The sequence below is a fragment of the Chroococcidiopsis sp. CCNUC1 genome (assembly GCF_023546805.1).
In the GTDB taxonomy this organism is placed as follows: Bacteria; Cyanobacteriota; Cyanobacteriia; order Cyanobacteriales; family Chroococcidiopsidaceae; genus Chroococcidiopsis; species Chroococcidiopsis thermalis.
Map to the genome: position 1 here is coordinate 1327371 of NZ_CP097480.1, position 22240 is coordinate 1349610.

Annotated in this window: 19 protein-coding genes; 5 read left to right on the top strand and 14 right to left on the bottom strand. The window is 42.8% G+C overall.

What is annotated here, in order from left to right; genetic code table 11:
• Nucleotides 1-7: 7 nt before the first annotated feature.
• The 4 genes from M5J74_RS06225 to M5J74_RS06240 all read right to left on the bottom strand — a co-directional run bounded on the left by M5J74_RS06225 (nt 8) and on the right by M5J74_RS06240 (nt 4441).
• A complete protein-coding gene (locus M5J74_RS06225; RefSeq protein WP_250015967.1) occupies nt 8-1153 on the bottom strand; it encodes a DegT/DnrJ/EryC1/StrS aminotransferase family protein in 1146 nt (381 codons plus the stop codon).
• Nucleotides 1154-1777: 624 nt separating this feature from the next.
• Entirely contained in the window at nt 1778-2857 is a 1080-nt protein-coding gene (locus M5J74_RS06230) for a GNAT family N-acetyltransferase (protein WP_250015969.1), read from the bottom strand.
• Nucleotides 2854-3759: a phytanoyl-CoA dioxygenase family protein gene (locus tag M5J74_RS06235; protein ID WP_250015971.1), complete on the bottom strand. Its 906-nt coding sequence runs from the start codon at nt 3757-3759 to the stop codon at nt 2854-2856. Before M5J74_RS06235 ends, M5J74_RS06230 begins: the two co-directional genes overlap by 4 nt.
• A 37-nt stretch (nt 3760-3796) precedes the next feature.
• Nucleotides 3797-4441, bottom strand: a complete 645-nt coding sequence (locus tag M5J74_RS06240) for a sugar transferase (protein ID WP_250015973.1) — start codon at nt 4439-4441, stop codon at nt 3797-3799.
• 162 nt (nt 4442-4603) lie between these two features.
• On the opposite strand from M5J74_RS06240, the gene M5J74_RS06245 reads away from it, so the two are divergent.
• On the top strand, nt 4604-5581 hold the full coding sequence (locus tag M5J74_RS06245) for an NAD-dependent epimerase/dehydratase family protein (protein WP_106217387.1): 978 nt from the start codon (nt 4604-4606) through the stop codon (nt 5579-5581).
• A gap of 40 nt (nt 5582-5621) precedes the next feature.
• The gene (locus M5J74_RS06250) at nt 5622-6635 is read left to right on the top strand and encodes a glycosyltransferase family 4 protein (protein WP_250015974.1); all 1014 of its coding nucleotides are present in this window, start codon (nt 5622-5624) and stop codon (nt 6633-6635) included.
• Here M5J74_RS06250 and M5J74_RS06255 read toward each other — a convergent pair.
• From M5J74_RS06255 to psbD, 10 genes are all read right to left on the bottom strand, one after another.
• Nucleotides 6619-7785, bottom strand: coding sequence for a glycosyltransferase family 4 protein (locus M5J74_RS06255; RefSeq protein WP_250015976.1), 1167 nt, complete (start codon nt 7783-7785; stop codon nt 6619-6621). The two genes, M5J74_RS06250 and M5J74_RS06255, sit on opposite strands and share 17 nt — an antisense overlap.
• A gap of 88 nt (nt 7786-7873) precedes the next feature.
• Nucleotides 7874-8812: an SDR family NAD(P)-dependent oxidoreductase gene (locus M5J74_RS06260; RefSeq protein ID WP_250015978.1), complete on the bottom strand. Its 939-nt coding sequence runs from the start codon at nt 8810-8812 to the stop codon at nt 7874-7876.
• 78 nt (nt 8813-8890) lie between these two features.
• Nucleotides 8891-9751, bottom strand: a complete 861-nt coding sequence (locus tag M5J74_RS06265; protein WP_015153279.1) for a glycosyltransferase family 2 protein — start codon at nt 9749-9751, stop codon at nt 8891-8893.
• 150 nt (nt 9752-9901) lie between these two features.
• Nucleotides 9902-11203 carry a hypothetical protein gene (locus M5J74_RS06270; RefSeq protein ID WP_106171515.1) on the bottom strand — a complete coding sequence of 434 codons (1302 nt, stop codon included), beginning with the start codon at nt 11201-11203 and terminating at the stop codon, nt 9902-9904.
• A 73-nt stretch (nt 11204-11276) separates the two neighbouring features.
• On the bottom strand, nt 11277-12413 hold the full coding sequence (locus M5J74_RS06275; RefSeq protein WP_127023615.1) for a glycosyltransferase: 1137 nt from the start codon (nt 12411-12413) through the stop codon (nt 11277-11279).
• Between the two features lie 37 nt (nt 12414-12450).
• Nucleotides 12451-13761 (bottom strand): oligosaccharide flippase family protein, encoded by a 1311-nt coding sequence (locus tag M5J74_RS06280; protein ID WP_015153282.1) that lies wholly within the window; start codon nt 13759-13761, stop codon nt 12451-12453.
• 207 nt (nt 13762-13968) lie between these two features.
• On the bottom strand, nt 13969-15438 hold the full coding sequence (locus M5J74_RS06285; RefSeq protein ID WP_250015980.1) for a DUF4832 domain-containing protein: 1470 nt from the start codon (nt 15436-15438) through the stop codon (nt 13969-13971).
• Nucleotides 15439-16243: 805 nt separating this feature from the next.
• Nucleotides 16244-16429 (bottom strand): PCP reductase family protein, encoded by a 186-nt coding sequence (locus M5J74_RS06290; protein WP_041462375.1) that lies wholly within the window; start codon nt 16427-16429, stop codon nt 16244-16246.
• A gap of 189 nt (nt 16430-16618) precedes the next feature.
• Nucleotides 16619-18019, bottom strand: a complete 1401-nt coding sequence (gene psbC, locus M5J74_RS06295; protein ID WP_015153287.1) for a photosystem II reaction center protein CP43 — start codon at nt 18017-18019, stop codon at nt 16619-16621.
• Nucleotides 18003-19061, bottom strand: a complete 1059-nt coding sequence (gene psbD, locus M5J74_RS06300) for a photosystem II D2 protein (photosystem q(a) protein) (protein ID WP_015153746.1) — start codon at nt 19059-19061, stop codon at nt 18003-18005. Before psbD ends, psbC begins: the two co-directional genes overlap by 17 nt.
• Before the next feature lie 409 nt (nt 19062-19470).
• Here psbD and M5J74_RS06305 point away from each other — a divergent pair, with 409 nt between their 5' ends.
• The 3 genes from M5J74_RS06305 (at nt 19471) to M5J74_RS06315 (ending at nt 22214) form a co-directional block, all read left to right on the top strand.
• Entirely contained in the window at nt 19471-20073 is a 603-nt protein-coding gene (locus tag M5J74_RS06305) for a photosystem I assembly protein Ycf4 (protein WP_015153288.1), read from the top strand.
• Nucleotides 20074-20198: 125 nt separating this feature from the next.
• Nucleotides 20199-20978, top strand: coding sequence for a peptidylprolyl isomerase (locus M5J74_RS06310; protein WP_106547192.1), 780 nt, complete (start codon nt 20199-20201; stop codon nt 20976-20978).
• A gap of 51 nt (nt 20979-21029) precedes the next feature.
• Nucleotides 21030-22214 carry a beta-ketoacyl-ACP synthase gene (locus tag M5J74_RS06315; RefSeq protein WP_250015982.1) on the top strand — a complete coding sequence of 395 codons (1185 nt, stop codon included), beginning with the start codon at nt 21030-21032 and terminating at the stop codon, nt 22212-22214.
• Nucleotides 22215-22240: the final 26 nt, after the last annotated feature.

Sequence of the window (22240 nt, forward strand, 5' to 3'; positions counted from 1 at the left end):
TAACCACTCAGTTCATTTTGATCCCAACAGAGCAAATTTTAGCGATCGCCCCTACGACTCGCTCTAAATCCTCGTTGGTTAAATTAGAGCCAGAGGGAAGGCACAGACCGCAAGCAAACAGCTCTTCCGCTACCTCACCTCCAACTGTCTCGTATTGGGCAAAAGCAGGTTGGAGGTGAAGTGGTTTCCAAACTGGGCGAGTCTCAATGTGCTGCTGAGCGAGGATTTTACGGACTTGTTCTCTATCTGCACCGAAAATATGAGGATTGATTGTCATGCAGCTCAACCAGCGCGTGGCGCGACCGTAACTCGCTTCTGGCATAAATGATATTCCTGGCAATTCGCCCAAAGCTTGCCGATAAACTTCAAAGTTACGCCTTCTAGCTTGTACCCGTTGCTCCAGGACTTGCAATTGACCTCGACCAATTCCCGCCAATACATTGCTCAGCCGATAGTTGTAACCGATTTCTGAGTGTTGGTAGTGGGGCGCTGGATCGCGTGCTTGAGTGGAGAGAAATCTGGCTTTGATGACAATTTCTGGCTCGTTGGAAACCAACATTCCACCTCCAGATGTCGTAATGATTTTATTACCGTTAAAAGAAAAAATGCCAATTTTACCGAAACTTCCGGGCGATCGCCCCTTGTAAGTTGCTCCTAGAGATTCAGCTGCATCTTCAATCAACGCTACTTCGTAGCGGTTGCAGGCTGCTAAAATCGGGTCAATGTCAGCACTTTGACCGTATAGGTGAACGACAACTACGGCTTTAGGTAATTTACCTAACCGCGCCCGTTTGTCCAAGGCTGCTTGTAACAATTCGGGGTTCATATTCCACGAAGTGCGATCGCTGTCAATGAAGACAGGTTTTGCACCTAAATAGACGATGGGGTTGGCTGAAGCCGCAAAAGTGAGTGTCGAGCAAAATACCTCATCTCCAGACTCCACTCCAACTAACTGCAAGGCTAGGTGTAAAGCCGCCGTGCCAGATACTACAGCAGCAGCATGATTGACACCAATTACATGACAAAATTCTTGTTCAAAAGCTTCTAAATGGGGACCAACGGGAGCAATCCAATTCGTATCAAATGCTTCTTTGACATACTCAATCTCTTCCCCGCTCATATGAGGGGTAGAGAGCAGGATTGGTTTAATCATTTAATAATTGCTTGTATATATTGTAGCTATAACTAAGTTAGTTTTCTTACACTATCAATTCAGTAGTAAGAATGTGCGTTATGACTCAATTGAAGCATTTATTTTCTATCTACTATTAATTGTGATAGAACCTCAAGACATGCTACGATAGCGTTTGACTCATTCTCACCCTATTTTGATTGTAATACTGATTGAATCACTTTTAAAAATTTAGTTACGTCCCGTTTCATAAGTAAAAATACAGTTCTCACCAGCGGAAAATACTCCCATCTGAATGAAATTATCAGCGCCGCAGAGCTAACTACGTACTATAGTTGTAAACGCTATTATTACTTAAACATTAAATACTCATTCGTTAAAAGCTATACAATGTGCTAGTTTATACATCTTTGCTAGAGATGAAAGCAAATTGCCTCCTCCTATAGATGTAAATAATATATTTTTATAATTGTAATAACAGTTATCATATAATTTATAAATGATAAGTATAGATTGAAGGTAGTATTCCATTATAGATATCTAAAACCGAGAGTTTTCATTTAGAGCTAACGGCAACTTAGTAGAAAATAGAGAATGAAAGTTAAGTAGAAAAGCAAAAAACTGAAAATTTTATCCTATTTGATTCTAGATGGTAGCGCGATATGCAGGAAAGAAGTTAGAACTTAATAAGCTTTCTACTTGAGTATTTAATAACTCAGCGCGTACCTTAACTAAGCGATCGTATTTTTCTGAGTCAATAATTAAACGCAGCGTCAAAAACTCGTGTCTTTGTTGAGAAAAACTTGCTTTGAATTGGTAAAGGCTATCTCGAGAACCACCAACACCTCCACCTAGATGCAAAAATTCATTGCCTCGTTCTCTTGCCCAAAATCTGACATAATCTGTTTCCAAACTACTGGGAGAAAATCGATAAAACTTGTTGCGAGTTCCACCTAGTAATCCTTGCACAATTCCGCTACATTCGGTGTAAATTCCAGCACTAGCTATTTCTCCATCTAACTCTACAATGCACAAATGAATTTTATCTAACAAGAATTTTTGCAATTTCAAAAAGTACTGCCTATCGAACAAAAAGTAGCTGTTGGCAGCCCCTACTCGCTCCATTGTTTCCTGATAGACTGTGGCAAATTCATCTATATATTCTAAAAAACTAACGATTTTAGCAGTCATTCCTAAACGCTTACATTTATTAATCTTATTGCGTTGGCTAGAATGAGTTTGATGCCAAATTTCAGTAGAAGAAAGTTTTAAATTGACTGAAACTGTTTCTCCATTTAATGTAAAAGTGTTTGGTGGAAATATTTCTCTCCAATTGTGGTTGAGAATAGGATGTAATCTAAAAAAACCCGAACAAACACCCCTAGCAGCTAAAATGCGCTTTAATTCCTCTAATGCTAACTTAGGAAATTCTGGCGGATTTACCGCTGCTGCATTCATTAAAATCCCAGGGTAGCCATAAGGAGAGATGATATCAAAAGTTTTTGTAGGAAATGATGCTGCGGATGCTAGCTCCTTGCAACTACGGATGAGATAGGGAGCAAAAAATATTTTATCTTCTGCGCTAATTAAAATTGCTTCAGAAATTGTGTTAGTTCTGTTAGCTTCTAAAGCTACATACTCAGGGAGTTGATAAATATCGTGCCGCAGTTGTTGGACAGTATCAAACCATAAAGAGCTGGATGGTACAATAATTTGGCTTTTCATCTGTGAGCAATAGTTGGATTATTTTCGTCCGACCAAATGATAGGAAAAAATTTCGGATCGGTGTAATCGGGATATCCATTTGGTAATTTTCTACAAAGTTGGTCGAGAAAATGATGGATTTGTTTTCCTTGGGTATTCCAAAATGGTTGATATCGATTAGTCTCATCTTGGAGGTGGACTGCCATTGCTAAGCGTAATGAATTGCTATGATTCGGATAGCTACCGTGAACTAACCAGCAGTGATGAAAACTGATTTGTCCCTTCTTCAAAGTCATCGGAACTTCAACCAGCTGGTGTCCTGCTTGGTGCAATTCGTCAGCAATTTCTGTTAAATTTTCTTTGTTAAACAGTCGCATGTGTTCTGTACCAGACCATTTGTGACTTCCGTCCAGCATCACCAACGGTCCCATTGATAAATCGCAGTCTTGCAGAGGAATCCAAGCCGCTAAAAGATTGTTCGATGTACTATTGGAGACATAGGCATGGTCGGTGTGCCAGCCAATTGCGCCCGTGCAGTTGGTGTTAGTAGGTGGTTTGCAAATAATTTGATCCTGAAAAATGCGGATGCTTTTAGTTCTGGTCAGTCGTGCCGCGATCGCCCCAATAGCTGGTTGTAAGGCAAGCTGGCGGATATCCTTACTTTGTAACCAGGTGTGTTCGTTATTGCGAATTCCATCTCCATCTCCTATCTTCCAATCGCCAAAGCCACTGTTTGTAGGTAATGGAGTGTTTCGCTCTCCTTGATAGTACCTTTCAATGGCTAAAACTGCTCTGTCGATAACTTCCTCAGGAAGAATTTTTGGAGAAATATACCAACCATGTTCTTCATAAAAAGCTACATCTTCCTCGGTAGGTAAAACAGCTATTTGTTCCTCTGTCAACAAAGACGCGCAAGTTTCCATCTCGATCGATTGCTCCTAAAGTTCATAGTTGGGGAGTCTATTTAGAATCTGGAATAGTGACCTCTGGACTACCTCTAAATTCTTCTGAGGTAGCAAAGCCTTCTTGACTAATTCCCTCTTGCTGGAAAACTTTCAATACAGTCAAAAACAGCAATTTTAAATCTAGCCACAGACTCCAGTTATCGACATACCAAACGTCGAATTGAAATTTTTCTTCCCAAGTCAAAGCGTTGCGACCGCTAATTTGAGCTAAGCCTGTAATTCCTGGTTTCACTTCATGACGGCGGGCTTGTTCTGGAGTGTAGCGGTCGAGGTAAAGTACTAATAAAGGGCGGGGACCAATGAAACTCATGTCGCCTTTGAGAACATTCCACAGTTGGGGCAGTTCGTCAAGACTAGTGCGCCGGAGGAATTGACCAAAAGCAGTAAGGCGCTGTGCGTCAGGCAGAAGATTTCCTTGTGCGTCTTGCTCGTCGGTCATGGTACGAAACTTGTAAAAGTTGAAAATATTACCGTCTTTACCTGGACGGGGTTGAGTGAAAATAACTGGAGAACCCATGCGAAAGTGAATGGCGATCGCAACACAAATAACTATAGGAGACAAGACGATCAGCGCGATCGCGGCAACAAAGCGATCGAGCAACAATTTAACTAATCGGCTTAACTGCTTGAGCCTGCGCATAAATAACAGCAGATTTACTTGAGTAGACGAAATAAATAATTAGGTATGATTTCTTCTGTCCGAACTGTAACAGAGTTTTTCTTATATTACAGTTTTTTAAGTAAAAAATAGTACTCTGTTACCTGATGGATTGTGCTATCGCCGTAAATGACGGGACTCAGTATGAACGCGATTTTGGTTACTGGAGCCACTGGCTTTGTTGCTAGCCATTTGCTACCCAGACTGCTGCAAGAGAAATTGCAGATTGTGGCAGCTGTACGAAACGATTCTGCACGACTGCCAGCCAACGTTACAGCCGTAAAAGTTGGTAATATTGACAGTAATACTGATTGGCATTCGGCTTTAAAGGGTATAGATATAGTCGTTCACCTAGCAGCACGCGCCCATATTCTTCAAGATAAAGCGTCCGATCCAGAAGCAGAGTTTTTGAGTGTCAATACCGAGGGAACGGTCAATCTAGTCAAGCAATCGATCGCCGCAGGGGTGAAGCGGTTCGTATTCGTAAGTTCGATTGGAGCAATGACCTCAAGTAGCGATCGCCCCCTCACGGAAAGTTCGCCCTGTCAACCAGATACGCCCTACGGTCGCAGCAAACTGCAAGCAGAACAAGCCATAGTACAGCTTGCTAGTCAAAGTGCTATGACTTGGACAATTTTACGTCCGCCTCTAGTTTATGGTGCGGGAAATCCTGGTAATATGGAACGGTTAATTAAACTCGTTCAAACAGGTTTACCACTGCCATTTGGTGCAGTTAAAAATCGTCGCAGTTTAATTTATGTGGGAAATTTAGTAGATGCGATCGCCTCTACCCTGAACCATCCCCAAGCAGCAAATCAAACATTTTTAGTCAGCGATGGAGAGGATCTTTCCACACCAGAATTAATTCAAAAAATTGCCGTTAACTTAAAGCACCCATGTAACATGCTGTCAGTTCCTCCAAGTTGGTTGCAACTGGGAGGAAAATTAGGGAATACCGTACAGAATGTTAGTAAAAAACAATTGCCTCTTAACACATCGACTATCGATCGCCTACTAGGAAGTTTAGCAATTGATAGCAGTTACATTCAGAAGACCCTGAACTGGCAACCCCCCTTTACAGTTGATGCAGGTTTAGCACAAATGCTGCGATCGCCAACTTGACATACAGCAAATATGCTTTAATGGTTCTTCTTTACAGAATATGACTACCATGCCTTCGATCGTGTTGTCGGTCTTCAGCTTTGGAATTAGTTTCCTGACCGTGAATTTGATTAGACAGCGCTTTCGGCAGAGCTTACTAGATATTCCGAACGAGCGCAGTTCTCACACCCAGCCTACTCCCCGTGGTGGCGGCTTAGGATTTATTATTGCCTTCGCCATTACGAGTGCGATTGCTATGGGAAATAACTATGTTCATCTGTTTGCAGACGTACCATTAAATCTTAATTTAGCGATCGTCTGGTTAATACTAATTCCACTAGCTATTGTCGGAATTCTTGACGATCGCAGTAACGTTCCCGCAGGCATTCGTTATTTGGTTCAGTTGGTTGCTGCTGGAGTTGCAGTGACTTATTTTGGTGCTTTTCCTCAGCCTTGGCTGTCGCAGTTTGGAGTTGTCGGGAGTATCGTAGCAATTGTTCTCACTGCAATTGGTATGACAGCGATCGTCAACTTCTACAACTTTATGGATGGGTTAGATGGAATTGTGGCTGGAACGAGTGCGATTCAATTAGGTTTTTTTGCCTTTTACCTACATCATCCCCTGTTGTGGTTTCTTGTAGCAGCGCTCGTAGGCTTTCTGTGGTGGAACTGGTCGCCAGCCAAGATCTTTATGGGCGATGCAGGTAGTACTGTTTTAGGTGCTACAGTAGCGATCGCTTTACTCAATGCTGGCGATAGCGCAGTACAGGCTTGGTCAGCCTTGGCTGTAACTCTCCCACTGGTAGGAGATGCAATTTATACGATCTTGCGTCGCCTCTTAAAGCGAGAAAATATTTTTCAAGCACATCGCAGTCATCTATATCAAAGACTACAGCAATCTGGTTGGTCGCATGGACGGGTTGCCGCTACGTATATGGGAATAACGCTCGCGATCGCGTTAGTTGTAGGATTTTATGGCTTAAAGGGTGCGATCGTGGGTGCGATCGGTACGGTAGCGGCGGGATTAGGCGGCGAAATTTATATGCGATCGCGCCCGATCAAGCAGGGGTCTTAACTTCGACAATTTTTTGCCCTAATGCTTCAGCATACAGTTGTTCGTACATTTCGATAATTTTTTGCAGCTCGTACTCATTCATCCGTTCTTTACCCCGTTGACCCATGAGCTTGACTTCTTCGGGGCGATCGAGTATGTGAGCCATAGCTTCAGTCAATCCCTTTACATCCCCAACCTTGACCAAAAGACCGCAGCCTTCTGCAAGTAGATCTTGGATACCGCGAATTTTCGTGCCGATCGCCGGAGTTTCCAGACACAATGACTCCATAATGCTCCTCGGTAGTCCTTCCCGCTCAGAAGCAAGTACTGTAGCTACTGAAGCACGAATCAAAGCAGGAATATCACGACGATAACCCAAAAAGTGTATTTGCTCGGCAATACCCAACTGGAATGCTAGCTGTTGTAATTTTGCCTGTTGCGGTCCGGTTCCAGCCAATGCCAAGTGTACGTCAGACCGTCTTAGCTGTGCCAATGCTTGCAAAATGTCTTGATGTCGCTTACCAGGGTTTAGTTCAGCAATTGATAGAAAAAGTGGTGCATTCGGTGCTAATCCTAACTCCTGGCGTACCATTTGGATTTCAGAATCGCTAACAAATTTGGAACTGTAGCGATCGCAATCTACTCCAATTCCTGGAGTATAGCGGAGTCGCTCGTCAGGAACAATCTGATATCGCTTGGCGGCTGCTTCATCCTCTCGGTTGATAACTATTAAGTAATCTGTCCAGGCTCCAGCCAGCTTCTCTAGGGACAGAAAAGCGGCATTTTTTAACAGCTTCCCACCGCGATAAAAGTGAAAACCATGAGCAGTGTAAATCACCTTCGGCTGACCCCGCTTTCTTAAATTCTTGAGAGCATATCGAGTCACAAAAGCCGCTACTGGAGTATGCACGTGAACTAGATCGTATCCTTCTTGCTCTACCACTTGTCGAATTTGTTGTGGAGCAACCATGAGATTTTGAAGTTGAAGAGGGTTGCGCGACCATTCTACTTCCCAGACGCGATCGAAAGCTTCCAAGCAATTTGTATTGGTTGAGATGCCTTGTGCCATCGCATCCACTTGCCAGCCTTTAGTGCGGAAATAGTGAACATAAGGGAAGAGAAAGGCATCAATCGTAGCTGGTACAGTGGTAACGATTAATAGTTTATTCATACTGAAATTATCTAAAATCTGTTAGTAACTTGAATAGGTTTTGGTTGAGAAAAATCTTTAATATAGACTTTAAGATTGAATTGAGCTACTAAAAATTTGACTGTAATAACTCTTGTAAACCCGTGCGAATACTTGTTTGGGGAGTCCACCCCAAATTTTGCAACGCCGTGTTGTCGGCAAGGCTGTGGCGAATATCTCCAGGGCGAACCTCTTGATGGATTGGTGTCAAGTGTTGTCCGCTCAAATCGTTAATTGCTTGGACAATTTCCAATAAGTTTGTTGCTATCCCTCGTCCTACGTTAACAGTTCTTCCTGCTGCTTTTGGGTGTTGCATCACTAGCAAGTTGGCACGAACCACATCAGACACATGAACGAAATCTCGGCTTTGAAGTCCATCTCCGTATATTGTTGGAGCATTGCCTTGAAGCATTCTATTACAGAATATAGAGATTGCTCCTGAGTATGGGCTGGATGGGTCTTGACGAGAACCAAAAACATTAAAGTAACGCAAACTGACAAACTCTAGACCAAAATTTCGAGCATAAACATGTCCCATGACTTCTGATGCCAGTTTATCTGCACCATAAGGAGTAATAGGACAAGCTTGCATTGACTCATGTTTTGGTAAAGTTGGTTCGTCACCGTATACCGCAGCACTTCCTGCAAAAATTGCACGACGCACGCCATGTTTGCGAGCTGCTTCTAAAACATTGAGGGTTCCACCATAGTTAACTTTCCCTGTTCCTACTGGATCTTCAACGCTTTTAGGAACGCTCACAACAGCTGCTTCGTGAAATACATACTCACATCCTTCCACAGCTGCATCAACCGCTGAAAAGTCCGTGACATCACCTATGCAAACCTCAACATTGTTTGAGTCAATAGAACTGAGGTTTTCGCGTTTACCAGTTGAAAAATTATCAAGAATCCGAACTTTATAACCTTCTTTAACCAGAGCTTCCACAATGTGGGAGCCTATGAAGCCACAGCCACCAGTCACTAGGATAGTTGTCTTTTCTCTACTCATGCTTATGTCAATTTTAGCAAGATGAATTTCACGGCATACCTGAATTTTTCTTCAACTTTTTACATTCATGCAGCAGTTTTATTTAACCTGGCACTCTGCAAAGACTTGCTGCCATTGAACTAATTCTGATTCGTCTAGTGTTTCTCCAATCCGGTGACGCAGTATCTGAAAATTTAAACTTGTAGTAATAGCAAATGTATCAACTAAAGCTTTAAAACCTTGTTCTACTACTCCAAAAGCGAATAAATATTTTTGCTCGGTAAAAGCTTTTTCAAGTAAAGCAGTTGAGATATTATACCTAGCAGTTAAAATTTTTTTTAATGATAAAGATTCGATACGATATCCTAGTAAGATATTGGGAAGGCAGGCAAAACAACTAATATTATAAGTGCGGAGTAAAAGATCGTAATCTTCCATTCTAATAGCCCGTGTTCTGTACTGGTTTTTACGAAACCATTCAGTTCTACCCATCCATGTTGGATGCGCAAGAGAAAAGCCAGCCCAGGGACGAGAACAGATTTCGACATGAGAAACTTTTGAAACCGACTTTCCTCTAGGATTACCTTCGCCGTCAAATACGAGAATTTGAGTTCCTAAAACATCAACTTTTGGATGCTTTTCTAAGTATTCTACTTGTAATTGCAGGCGCTCGCGATATGAAATATCATCTCCATCCATTCGAGCAAAATACTTGCCTTTACTTAAGCTAATTGCCTGGTTCAGACGACGAGGAAGCTTTAGGTTTAACCCATCTGAAATGACTTTAATTCGCGGATCGCTAAAGCTGTTTGCCACTTCTAAAGTTTTATCTTTAGAACCATCATCGATCAGAATGAGTTCCCAATTCTGGTAGGTTTGATTCACTATCGAATTCACTGCTGATGTCAGTACTTGTTCGCAGTTGAATACAGGCATTCCAATACTTACAAGTGGTTTCATTTGCCGTTACAAATTAAATTTCAACAAAAACTAGAAAAAAGCCACAAATTAAATATACATTAATTATTGTATTACGTTTTACTGTCAAATATAACTGGGAATATAAACACAAATGAATTGAAAGCTTGTGAAAAAATCTTGTCTAAAAAGTTATTCAAGTTTGCGTAATGACATATTGCGCTCGTGCTGATTCTCGGACAGATGTATATGCTGTTGTACAAATAAGTAATGAAATCCAAAACTAATTATAGCCATAGTTCCAAACGTGACTAACAACGATACCAAGTCATAACCACAAAGCCAAATAGCTGCAAGCCTGGTTGAAACTACAAGTGAAGGTATACGACCTGAAAGCTTGTCTAACATACCCATGCACATTCCATACACGATCAATCCTGGTACTAACAGCCATAAACCCGTATTTAATAAGATTTCTTCTATTGCACCAACACCAAATCCCCATGTAGTATCCTCAACGGGTGTCCTAGCTAGTTCGCTTGTAAAATACTGTGCTGTAGACCAACCTTTAAACGGTACTATTGAACGAGGTACATAATAAAGCAAAGCGTATACATAGCCAGCTAGAGGATATGGCATGATACTTGTTCCTACTGGTTCTGCCATTTCTAGCGCTGTCTTCAAAATAGGACTTCTAGAGAAATCACCATTAATAGTTTCTCCAACTAAATCTAGTATCGAAGCATCAACATGAGAATACTGCCACTTAAAAATCGGTAAGAGAGCAGAAGCAGCTACTACTGCTACACATACAAAGACTGTAATTCGAGTAAGATTTATCTTTGTACGAAATAGTGTTAGAACCAGCAAAGGAACTAATATAGTATTCCTCTGACCTACTGCAAAAGTGGAAAAAATACTAGTTATAGCTAATCCTAATGAATATAACGATCCAAATTGTGTCTTAGCGTTAGTTAATCTCACATAAAAACCTAAGAAACATGTGGGAAAGTATAACAGGATAATAAAAGGACCTAATGCCTCTCCGATTTGCTGCCTGCTAAACCAAATAGATGGGTTTTGAGCAAATTGACGATATCCAAAAATAGCTAAAGCGATTGAGATCGAGGTTGTGATAAAGTAAAAAAGGTTCTGTCTTTCTTTATTCAGGCTTGCATTTGGTTCTTGTATACCGAAATTGGTATATTTATTTGTTAAGGTAGCACCAAGCTCGAACAACCAGGGAGTAAACAATATTAAAGCAAATGCTTGTAATATTATTTTTTCATCTGCATTAAATAAAGGCAGAAAAAAATTGCTTTCATAGGGAAAATTTAATGCTTCTAACCCTAACCCGAGATCGTAGTAGAGAATAACTGAAATTGTAGCAAAATGAATTGTGGATGGCATCTCTTCATGACGCAGCCTCAAGTAAAAAGGACGTGCCGCAAATAGATGCGATATAAATATAGTTATAAAAACTAGCAATTTCATTGTTAAATTTCAAGTCGATCGAGAGCTTCTGTTGAAAAATTGCTTCTTAAGGAAAACCCAAAATATTTTTCAGTCACTGGGTGCAATTCTCATATAGATGAGCTAGTTGTTTGATGGAACTAAATATAGAAAAGTTATTAGCCCATTTTCGAGCATCAGCGGAGAGTTGTTTTCTCAGTTCCTGGTTTTCCAGTATTGATAAGATATTTTTACAAGCAAGTTCATCATTATTAGGAGGAAACATAAAAGGGTGATGGCTAGGCGAACATGCTTCACGAATTGTTGGTAAGTCGGTAGCAACAACAGGTAACCCAGCAGCAGCAGCTTCTATAGCAACAACTCCAAATCCTTCTTCAAGTGACGGCAGAAAGAACAAATCGGCAGTCTTCAAAAGTTCGGAAATATCTTCAACTCCCACCATCATTGCCATATCATTTCGTTCAGCTACTTTTTCCTTGAGTGTATTCAAAAGTTCGCCATGAGAACCCACCATAACAAAATATACGTTAACTCCATTCTTGCTCATTCGATCTGCAATTCTCAAAATTTGAGCATGATTTTTATGAGCAGTAAAACGAGCTACATATATAACTATAGGCTGATCGACTGGGAGATTAAATTTTTGGCGTACAGCTCTTTTGTCTACTTCTCGATCGAATTGGCTCAGCTCGATACCGTTGTACAAAATTTCATTATGCTTACCCGAACAGTTACAAATAGCTTGAAAAGCCTTTAAACTACTTTTTGATGGAGCAATAATGTGAGTTGCATACTTTGATAACAATCTTGTCATAATCTTTTGATAAATTGCACGTAGAAAACGCTTTTCGTGGAGGTCTGTTAGAGGATGCATGTGTGCTATTCTGGTGCAGACTTTTTCCTGATGTGCTAGATACAGTACCAGACCACTAAAAAGATATAGTTGAGCGTGAACTACGTCGTACGGACCATAATCGCGTAAAATCTGCTTGAAATTTCGAGCGTACAACCACGGTTGATTTGAATGCAGGCAGGGAATGATTCGACTACCTAAGGCGCGAATTTCGTTGTCGTAAGCGCACGGCTGAGTTGTGTGAACTAAAAAGTCTATTTGAAAGCGATCGCGATCGATGTGGCGTAGAACGTTGATTAACCATGTTTCAATACCACCGCGATTCATACCTCCAACAACTTGTAGAATGCGAAGCGGACGTTGATTGGATAATGTCATATTTAATTTCTCAAATTACGTTGGTATATTTTAGTTTTCAATTACATTCTTTTTTCAGAGCGTACAGTGCGTGGATATTCACACCTAAACTAGCCACTACTTGAACAATTGCTGCAACAAGTAAGGCAAATGCTGCTCCCAGCAGTCCAAATTTAGGAATTAACCACAAACAGGCTATAGCTGAGATAGTTGTCACGAAAACAAACAAAGGCATCTGAACGCGAAAATATCTGGCAGATGTCATGCCATAGCCAAAAAAAGAAGCTATAAAACTTACACCTGCCGCTACCATTAACCACACAAATAAATCTGCTCGCTCAGCATATTCAGGTTGGTAAAGAACTGCTAGCAGATGTCTTCCAGCCACAAAAGCTACTAAGACACAAACACCGCCTAAAGCAGCGCCAATTCCAGCTAAAGTACACAAAAGGTTGCGAAAAGCAGTGCGATTTCCTGCTGCATAATATTTTGCCAATCGCGGACAAGCAGACTCTCCTAGTGCACTCACTACTATGTTTCCTGCCATCATTAAGTATGCTATGGCAGCGAAAATGCCCAGCTCTCTTTCTCCTAAGTAATTTTCAATAAAATAGCGGGGAATGTTAGTGTTGAGCGAAATCAACATCATAACAAAACCTAGAGGAAGAGACAGCCATACTAATTGCTTTAATGTTTTCAAATCCCAGCGTGGCTGAAGCTGCACTTTTGCCCCGCTCAAGTCTCTACCTTTTGCGTCTTGTTGACTCGATTGGATACCATTTAACAGTGATGCACTACTACGAATATCGTATCCTAATAGTACTATAGCCCAAGCAACAGCTAAGCCTACTGTTCCCCATAAAGCACTTTTTGTGAAATAAACTCCAAAAGATAAGAATAAGAGTGATAAAGGACCTTTAACTAGCATTGAAATGGCAATGCGATCCATTCGTTCGTGTTGCTGAATCAAGCCGTAAAATACATCGCTGATAGCTTCACACGCTTTAGCTAAACCAACTACTAAAATTACCAACGATGTTTCAAAACGATACCCAGATATAAAAGTGATTCCTATAATAATTAACAGCGCCAGTCCGGTTGCAAGTAATCTTAATCCGAGGTAATCTCCAAAATAATATTGTTGTTTAGCATCTGTTGCCTGAATTGTTCGCAATTGCAAGTTTGTAAACATAATAACAGGCGCAGTTAGAGCAAATCCTAAAGTGAATTGCCCTAATATCTCTGGACTGCCTAGTTTTGCAAGCATGACTAGCATTCCCCATTGGCAAGCTGCATAAACAACGTTGCCAACAAACGTCCAAGAGAAGTTTTGACGCAACGTTGGTATCTTTGGCTGTTGAGCTGCCATAGCAAATGGATTTGTGTAAACTTATATATACTTATGCCTTTAGCACTATACCACCATCCATCTCACTATTTACATTGCTTTTTAAAAACAATGAAACTTAAACTAGGATCTATTTCAATCAATAAATCGACAGAACTCGATTTGATGCGATATTCCATCGATATCCAATCGATAAACTGATAATAAAACCCTTTTCAGGGATCGCGGTTAACGTAGTTTAAACACTTGAGTCCCAGAATATGTTTCTCCTGCTACGTTCGGACTGATGTTAACGCTTCTCAACAGCGAGTTATATCCTGTAGAAGGCTCCCAAACATTTTGATTGGCGAATCTGATCGAGTACTCTGGACGAGAATACAACTTAGGAGCAGGGTCAGGTAAATTTAACAACACCTGATATTCTCCTGAATTTATGTTTGCTGGAATCCCACATACTATATCTATTGTTTTGGTTTCACCAGGCATCCACCGACGTACAGACTCTGCTACGGGAATATAGTATTGTTGTCCTGTTTCCCGATGCCTCAAAATTACTTCTAGACTACGAGGATTATAGGGGCTAGCCCAGCCATCATTGGTAATTCTAAAACTCATTGAAAACGTACCAGCAGGTTTGACTTTGTCCACAATAGCTGAATCTATTAAGCGAAAGCGATAGCCTAAGCGCTGTTGAATTTCGTTCATGCAGCCTTGCTCTCTCCAGCCCTGATAGACTGGTACTGAATAATTTCCATTAGCATTTACTGTCATTCCACTCCAGTGCATTCTGGCAAAGTCAGTTAGCGCTCCTGGACAATCATCCCATTCCGGCGGGTCGCTGGGTCCAGCAGGTTCTCCACCGTGTACTACATATTTAGTATCAAGGTTTAGCCATGCTTTTTCTTGCTCCATTACCTCTAGATTACCGCTATACGTTCCCCAATCACTTTTCGTAGAGCGAAAAGCATCATTATGGTGTCCCGTTCTCGCTCTATTAGAGCCATTGAAAGCTTCTTCAGACGTAAGAGGAAGATCGTTATCAAATATCTGCTTTTTATATCCCAAAGTCCGTACAACCATCATGCGATTTTTTGGTAGGACAGACAATATCTTTAGCGCTACTTTTTTAGCATCATTAGTAATTTTTCCTGTAGTATGATCGGTAAAGTTATGAGTTGAATGATGCCATTCTCCCCAGTAACCAATAAACCCTGCTTCCATGTAAGCAATCACATCAGAGTTTGCTCTTAAAATTGGCTTCAACTGATCGAGATGAGAAAGCATTAGACTCGATGGAGCATCAGGACCACCTCCTAACCAATTGTAGGTAAACCGTACAATCATTTTTATCCCAGCCTTTCTAACTGTTTTTAAATCATTTGATATCATGTCAAGATAAGGCTGCGAAATTGGTTTATCTCGAAAATCTGATAATAAATAGTATCGTCGAATTGTAGATAATTTTTCGCGCCTAACTTGTTGTAGCTCAGAAAGCTGTAGTGGAGGAGCTGGATTATTATCGAGCGGTTCCATCGATTTGTAGAACCCTCTTTCTGGGTTGGAAAAGTTTTCTGAACTACCTTCATAAGTGGTAGTAACTCTAGGAACTGGAGCCGCAGTACAGGAACCTGCGATCGCCATAGTTGCTAGTAGAGCCGTAGACAGTTTCAAGTTTTTTACTACGTGCTGAATTCTCATAACATACCTCTGGAAAGTCATATTTTTTCTGACAGTTACTTATCTAACTTGTTGTTATCAAAATAACCGTAGTAAAGGCTGTACAAAGTCATTAATAGGGGTACTCTGTACGCTTCAAGTTTTATTTACATAGATCGATTACAAATTAAACTTAACTTTATATTGGATCGGTAACCAATAGAAATTACACTGATTTATTAGATAGCGAAATTATACGGAAAGAGCAAATTTATTAAATTATCTATATACCAAAGCCAGAATCTACCTAGAATGACTAACTTGCATTCTTTACTAGCACCTAAATTTGCTGAAAATTAGCAATTTATTGGTTTTTGTTAGGAAATACTAGTAAGTTTGAAGGTTTGGTATGCCATTCACATCAAATTGAAATAATAGAGGAAACTACATATTTTTCTATGTGAGGCTGTTTGACGGCTCAACCTACGTCCGGCTGCGGTCGGTGGAAACCCGTAATCTTCGGTATTGCAAACGCTGGTTACGGATAATCGAGCGATCGCCAGTCATGATGGTGGCTACTTATGTTAATATGAAGAGTTATAAGCGTATATAAGCCTCTAAACCGTAGCTATCGTAAACATAAATGTGGAGAACTGCGGAAATCAGAGGAAGAAAAAAATGTTTATTGTTAGTTGTGCTGCTGCTTGTATTGCCCATACTGCGTTAGCTAGTCGTGAAACCGCAAAAAAGGTAACGCATGTCAAAAAATGCACTTGGCAGCAAAATAGCGAGAGCTTGAAGGAAAAGCGCGATCACACTCACAAACCCTAAGATCGAGCTAGGTTTCTTATTGTCCAAACTCTAACCTGGCTTGTTCGACAATCTCTGCTGTAACAATATCTTGACCCCGCGATCGCGTCAACTGTTCTATGCGCGAGATCGCCTGAGAACGAACAAAAAAGGGAATCTTTTTTAACTTAATTTGGGCTTCATTCGTCCATTGTAGGCGATCGGTTAAGTTTGAATCTGACATGGTCGTCACCATCAACTGAGATTGGAGTGAGCAAGAAGCAATAACTGCGATCGCACCTCGCTAGCGTAGCTTTTTTTGCACCATATAAAAGATTCTGTCATAAAACTCGTGCCATGCGAAAGGCTCCCGCTCTAACGCAGGAGCCTTATCAATTTAGGGTGGAGCTTAACTCCAACCCCAAATATTGTTTTAGTCTAATTCGCCCATAGCCATTACTGGTTCAGATTCGCGGTTAATACCTTTCTCAAAACCAGCAGCCGCAGCGCGAGCGCGACCGGCGTGCCATAAGTGACCGACTAGGAAGAAAAAGCCTAGTACAAAGTGAGAAGTAGCTAGCCAAGCGCGAGGAGATACATAGTTAAAGGAGTTAATCTCCGTAGCCACACCACCCACAGAGTTTAAAGAACCCAGAGGTGCGTGAGTCATGTACTCAGAAGCGCGACGTGCTTGCCAAGGCTGAATGTCGTTCTTGATCTTTTCTAAGTCAAGACCGTTGGGACCACGTAGTGGCTCCAACCAAGGACCCTTGAAATCCCAGAAACGCATTGTCTCACCACCAAAGATGATTTCCCCTGTAGGAGAGCGCATCAAGTATTTACCCAGACCTGTAGGACCTTGAGCAGAACCGACGTTAGCACCCAAGCGTTGGTCGCGGATCAAGAAAGTCAAAGCTTGAGCTTGAGAAGCTTCTGGACCAGTAGGACCGTAGAATTCGCTGGGATAAACGGTGTTGTTGTACCAAACCATACAGGAGGCGATAAAGCCCATCAGGGATAAAGCACCCAAACTGTAGGATAGGTATGCTTCACCAGACCAGATGAAAGCACGACGCGCCCAAGCAAAAGGCTTGGTGACAATGTGCCAAATCCCGCCAGCGATACAAGTCAAACCAACCCAGATGTGACCGCCGACAACATCTTCTAAGTTGTTGACGCTGACAATCCAGCCTTCGCCGCCAAAAGGAGACTTCAGTAAATAACCAAAGATAACTGCGGGGTTGAGGGTGGGGTTAGAGATGACGCGAACGTCTCCACCACCAGGAGCCCAGGTGTCGTACAAACCGCCAAAGAACATGGCTTTCAGTACCAGCAACAAGGCTCCACATCCCAAAATAATCAGGTGGAAACCAATGATGCTGGTCATTTTGTTCTTATCTTTCCAGTCGTAACCAAAGAAAGAGGAGTACTCTTCTAAAGTTTCTGGACCGCGAATCGCGTGGTAAATTCCACCAAATCCCAACACGGCGGAAGAGATCAGGTGTAATACGCCAACGACGAAGTAAGGGAAAGTATCGATGACTTCTCCACCAGGACCTACACCCCAACCGAGAGATGCCAGGTGAGGCAGCAAGATCAAACCTTGCTCGTACATTGGTTTTTCTGGGATGAAGTGAGCAACTTCAAATAAAGTCATTGCTCCTGCCCAGAAAACAATCAAACCTGAGTGGGCAACGTGAGCGCCCAACAGTTTACCAGATAAGTTGATCAGTCGGGCATTACCAGCCCACCAAGCAAATCCTGAAGATTCTTGGTCGCGACCGCCACCTAAGGTCAAGCCGCGATTAAACGATGAATTATAGGGCGTTTCCACGGGGTAGAACCTCCTCAGGGAACTCGAAGTTTTCGTGGGGTTGGTCTTGAGGAGCCATCCAAGCACGGATGCCCTCGTTAAGCAGAATGTTCTTGGTGTAGAAAGTCTCGAACTCGGGGTCTTCTGCTGCCCGCAGCTCTTGAGAGACGAAGTCATATGCCCGCAGGTTCACTGCCAAGCCGACGACTCCCACTGCACTCATCCACAGTCCAGTTACAGGCACGAACAACATGAAAAAGTGCAACCAGCGCTTGTTGGAAAAGGCAATCCCGAAAATCTGCGACCAGAAACGGTTTGCCGTCACCATCGAATAGGTCTCTTCCGATTGAGTCGGGTTGAAGGCGGGGAAGGTGTTGGAGCTATCGCCGTCTTCAAACAGGGTGTTTTCCACCGTCGCCCCGTGAATCGCGCACAACAGCGCTCCACCTAGTACTCCCGCTACTCCCATCATGTGGAACGGGTTGAGCGTCCAGTTATGGAACCCTTGGAAGAACAGCAAGAAGCGGAAAATTGCCGCGACTCCAAATGAAGGTGCAAAAAACCAGCCGGACTGTCCTAAGGGGTAGAGCAAGAAGACGCTGACAAACACCGCAATTGGTCCAGTGAATGCTAATGCGTTGTATGGTCTGATCCCGACCAAGCGGGCAATTTCTAACTGCCGCAGGCAGAATCCAATCAGCGCAAATGCTCCGTGTAAGGCGACAAATGCCCACAAGCCCCCGAGCTGACACCAGCGCGTGAAGTCCCAGTTCGCTTCTGGTCCCCACAAGAACAGCAATGAGTGTCCCATGCTGTTGGCTGGGGTCGATACGGCTACGGTTAAGAAGTTGGCTCCTTCCAGGTAGCTGCTGGCAATCCCGTGGGTGTACCACGAGGTGACGAATGTGGTTCCGGTCAGCCATCCACCTAGTGCTAGGTAGGCGCAGGGGAATAATAATAGCCCCGACCAGCCGACGAATACAAATCTATCGCGCTTGAGCCAGTCGTCGAGAACGTCAAACCATCCTCTTTGACTCGGTGCGCGTCCTACTGCAATTGTCATTTAAAATCCTCTGGGTTTACTAAAAATTGCAACGCTTTTTGAGGAATTAACTTTTTGTTGACTAGGAGATGGTTTAGATCCAACTCCGCAGGCAAGAAAATCGTTGTAGTAACTAACGCCTTTCTCACTAGAATGCCATGTCAGTGTTGCCGCGAAAAGCAGCAACTTGACAGCACGGCTGATTAATGTTTCTTAATCGATCGCAGTGACCGCACCTCAAGCCCAATCCACAAAAGCGGATTGAGTGTTTAGTGTTAGATTATAGTCTAATCAAATATGAGAATTTTTACAATTTGACACAAGTTTTTGCAGTTCTCTCAGATTGTTCGCAGTTGAACCAGGCAACTTACTGTGTGAATAATAAGAGTGGAAAACCGCCTTCAGTAGTTTAACTGAGCAGGGTAGTGACATGACGGCATCAACAACCACCAATTCCGGCGATTCGGAAGCTAAAGCAAATAAAAACAGTACCTCCAGCTGCTTGAATCAAAAAGTTTTAGGTTCCCGACGATTCAGCAATTACTGGTGGGCTACAGTCGTTTCCATCGGTGGGATAGGCTTTTTCTTGGCTGGACTTTCTAGTTACTTGCAAATTAATTTAATTCCATTTGCCGAGCCGACCCAGCTCGTTTTCATTCCCCAAGGGATAGCGATTGGATTTTATGGAGTGGCAGGTCTGCTGCTAGCGCTGTATCTGTGGGGCATGATTTTGCTGGACGTAGGCGGCGGCTACAATGAGTTTGACAAGGAGAAGGGTGAATTTCACATTTTTCGGTGGGGATTTCCTGGGAAAAACCGCCGCATTGAAATTAAAGCCCCCATACAAGATATTCAAGCTGTGCGTTTAGAGATTAAAGAAGGCTTGAATCCCCGTCGAGAACTTTATCTACGAGTCAAAGGAAGACGAAATATTCCCTTGACGCGAGTAGGTCAACCCTTATCTATTACAAAGCTAGAGAACGATGGGGCAGAATTGGCTCGATTTTTAGCTGTGCCGCTAGAAGGACTGTAATTTCATCAAGTAATTTAATTAAAAATTCAGAATTTGCCTGGGGAAACCGGAGGTACCCTGGTAAAGCGTTCGGAAGGAAGATTTAGCCTTTTGAATTTTTTTACCTATAGCGATCGCAGAGGCAAATGCAGTTAAAAGTTCAGCAGTGGTTGGTTTTAGTTTTCATTATTGGTGGGTTATGTTTGGCAGGATGTACGCCTAACCAAGTGGCGAATTCTGCTTCCCCCGATAATACGGCAGCTGAAACCACACCTGTACCTGCAATTCAAACAAGTAGCGTTCAAATGAAGAATTTACCAACTCTAGAAGGAACGGCGACAGTTGTGATGACGGTGAAGGGGCAACCAATTACTATCGAGGTAGATGGTAAGAATGCCCCTCTAACGGCAGGAAATTTTGTCGATCTAGTACAGCGGGGTGTCTATGATGGACTCGTGTTTCATCGAGTCATCGGTCCCCAGAGCAGACCACCAGAACAACCTTTTGTAGTCCAAGGAGGAGACCCGCAAAGCAAAAACCCCAATTTTTCACCTCAGCGTCTAGGAACTGGCGGTTTTATCGATCCAAATACAGGAACAGAACGTCAGATTCCTTTAGAAATTAAGCCCACAGGGGCAACAGATCCGATCTACAGTCGGACGCTGAAAAGTGCGGGAGTCAGAAAACAACCAGTTTTACAGCATCTTAGAGGGGCTGTCGCTATGGCGCGATCGCAACAGCCAGATTCCGCCTCTTCTCAGTTCTATTTCGCCCTTGCCGATTTGAGTTTTCTCGATGGGGATTACGCCGTCTTTGGTAAAGTGACTAGCGGTATGGACGTGGTAGACAAAATTCAACAAGGCGATCGCATTGACTCTGCTAAGGTGACTGAAGGCAGTGACAAGCTGAAAAACGGTGGCAAATAATTAATCTCTGGGCGCACGCCGTGCGCCTACTCTTAACCCTCACCCCAAAGCGTGGAAGTTGTTGTCACAGGTATTAGTCTCATTTCCAGCTTGGGAAAAAGCTTAGAAACTAGCTGGGAAAACTTAATATTCGATCGCAGCGGCATTAGATTGCAGCAACCTTTCCCAGAACTAGAGGCTAGACCTTTAGCACTGGTTGACGAACAACCAACTAATGCGATCGAGTTAACTCGGTTAGCAGTAGCAGCCGCTTTAAAAGATTCAGGCTTAGAATCACCTTTACCAGACTGCGGGGTAGTCATCGGTTCTAGCCGCAGCCAGCAGGCAGTTTGGGAAGAACTGATAAAGTCAAAAGTTGAAAGTCAAAAGTCAAAAGTTGTTTCGACTCCCGACTCCTGTACGGGCAGGTTTCTAAACCCGCCCCTACCGACTCCCGAATTCTTAGAAATCTTACCAAACGCAATCGCCTCAATAGCAGCAAGACAAATTGGGGCAACAGGTGTAGTATTGTCCCCAATGGCAGCATGTGCTACGGGGATTTGGGCGATCGCTCAAGGGAGTTTATTAATCAAAACTGGGCAATGTCACCGGGTAATCGTTGGCGCAGTGGAAGCGCCGATTACCCCCTTAACTTTGGCTGGATTTGGGCAGATGGGCGCGTTGGCAACTACTGGCGCTTATCCATTCGATCGCTATAGAGAAGGATTGGTGTTGGGGGAAGGTGCATCTGTATTAGTACTGGAATCAGCACGAGCAGCCCAGCAGCGTTCGGCAAAAGTTTACGGTCGCGTTCTAGGTTTTAGCTTGACAAACGATGCTTTTCATGCAGTTCAGCCAGAGTCAACGGGGAAAAGCGCGATCGTGGCAATTAAGCAATGCTTGGAGCGCGGTAATCTTACACCACAAGACATTGATTACATTCACGCACACGGTACGGCGACCCAGCTCAACGACAAGCGCGAAGCACAAATAATTCAGTATTTATTTCCTCATGGAGTTCCCGTAAGTTCCACAAAAGGAGCCACGGGGCATACTTTGGGAGCTTCTGGGGCGATTGGTACGGCATTCTGTCTGATGGCATTACGTCATCAAATATTACCGCCATGTACGGGACTGCGATCGCCCCAATTCGATCTCGATCTAATCGTCACGTCGCGAAAAGCAGCACTCAGGCACGTACTCTGTTTGAGTTTTGGCTTTGGCGGACAGAATGCTGTTTTAGTCTTGGGCAAATAGGAGCAAATAGGTTCGCCGCGAACGAC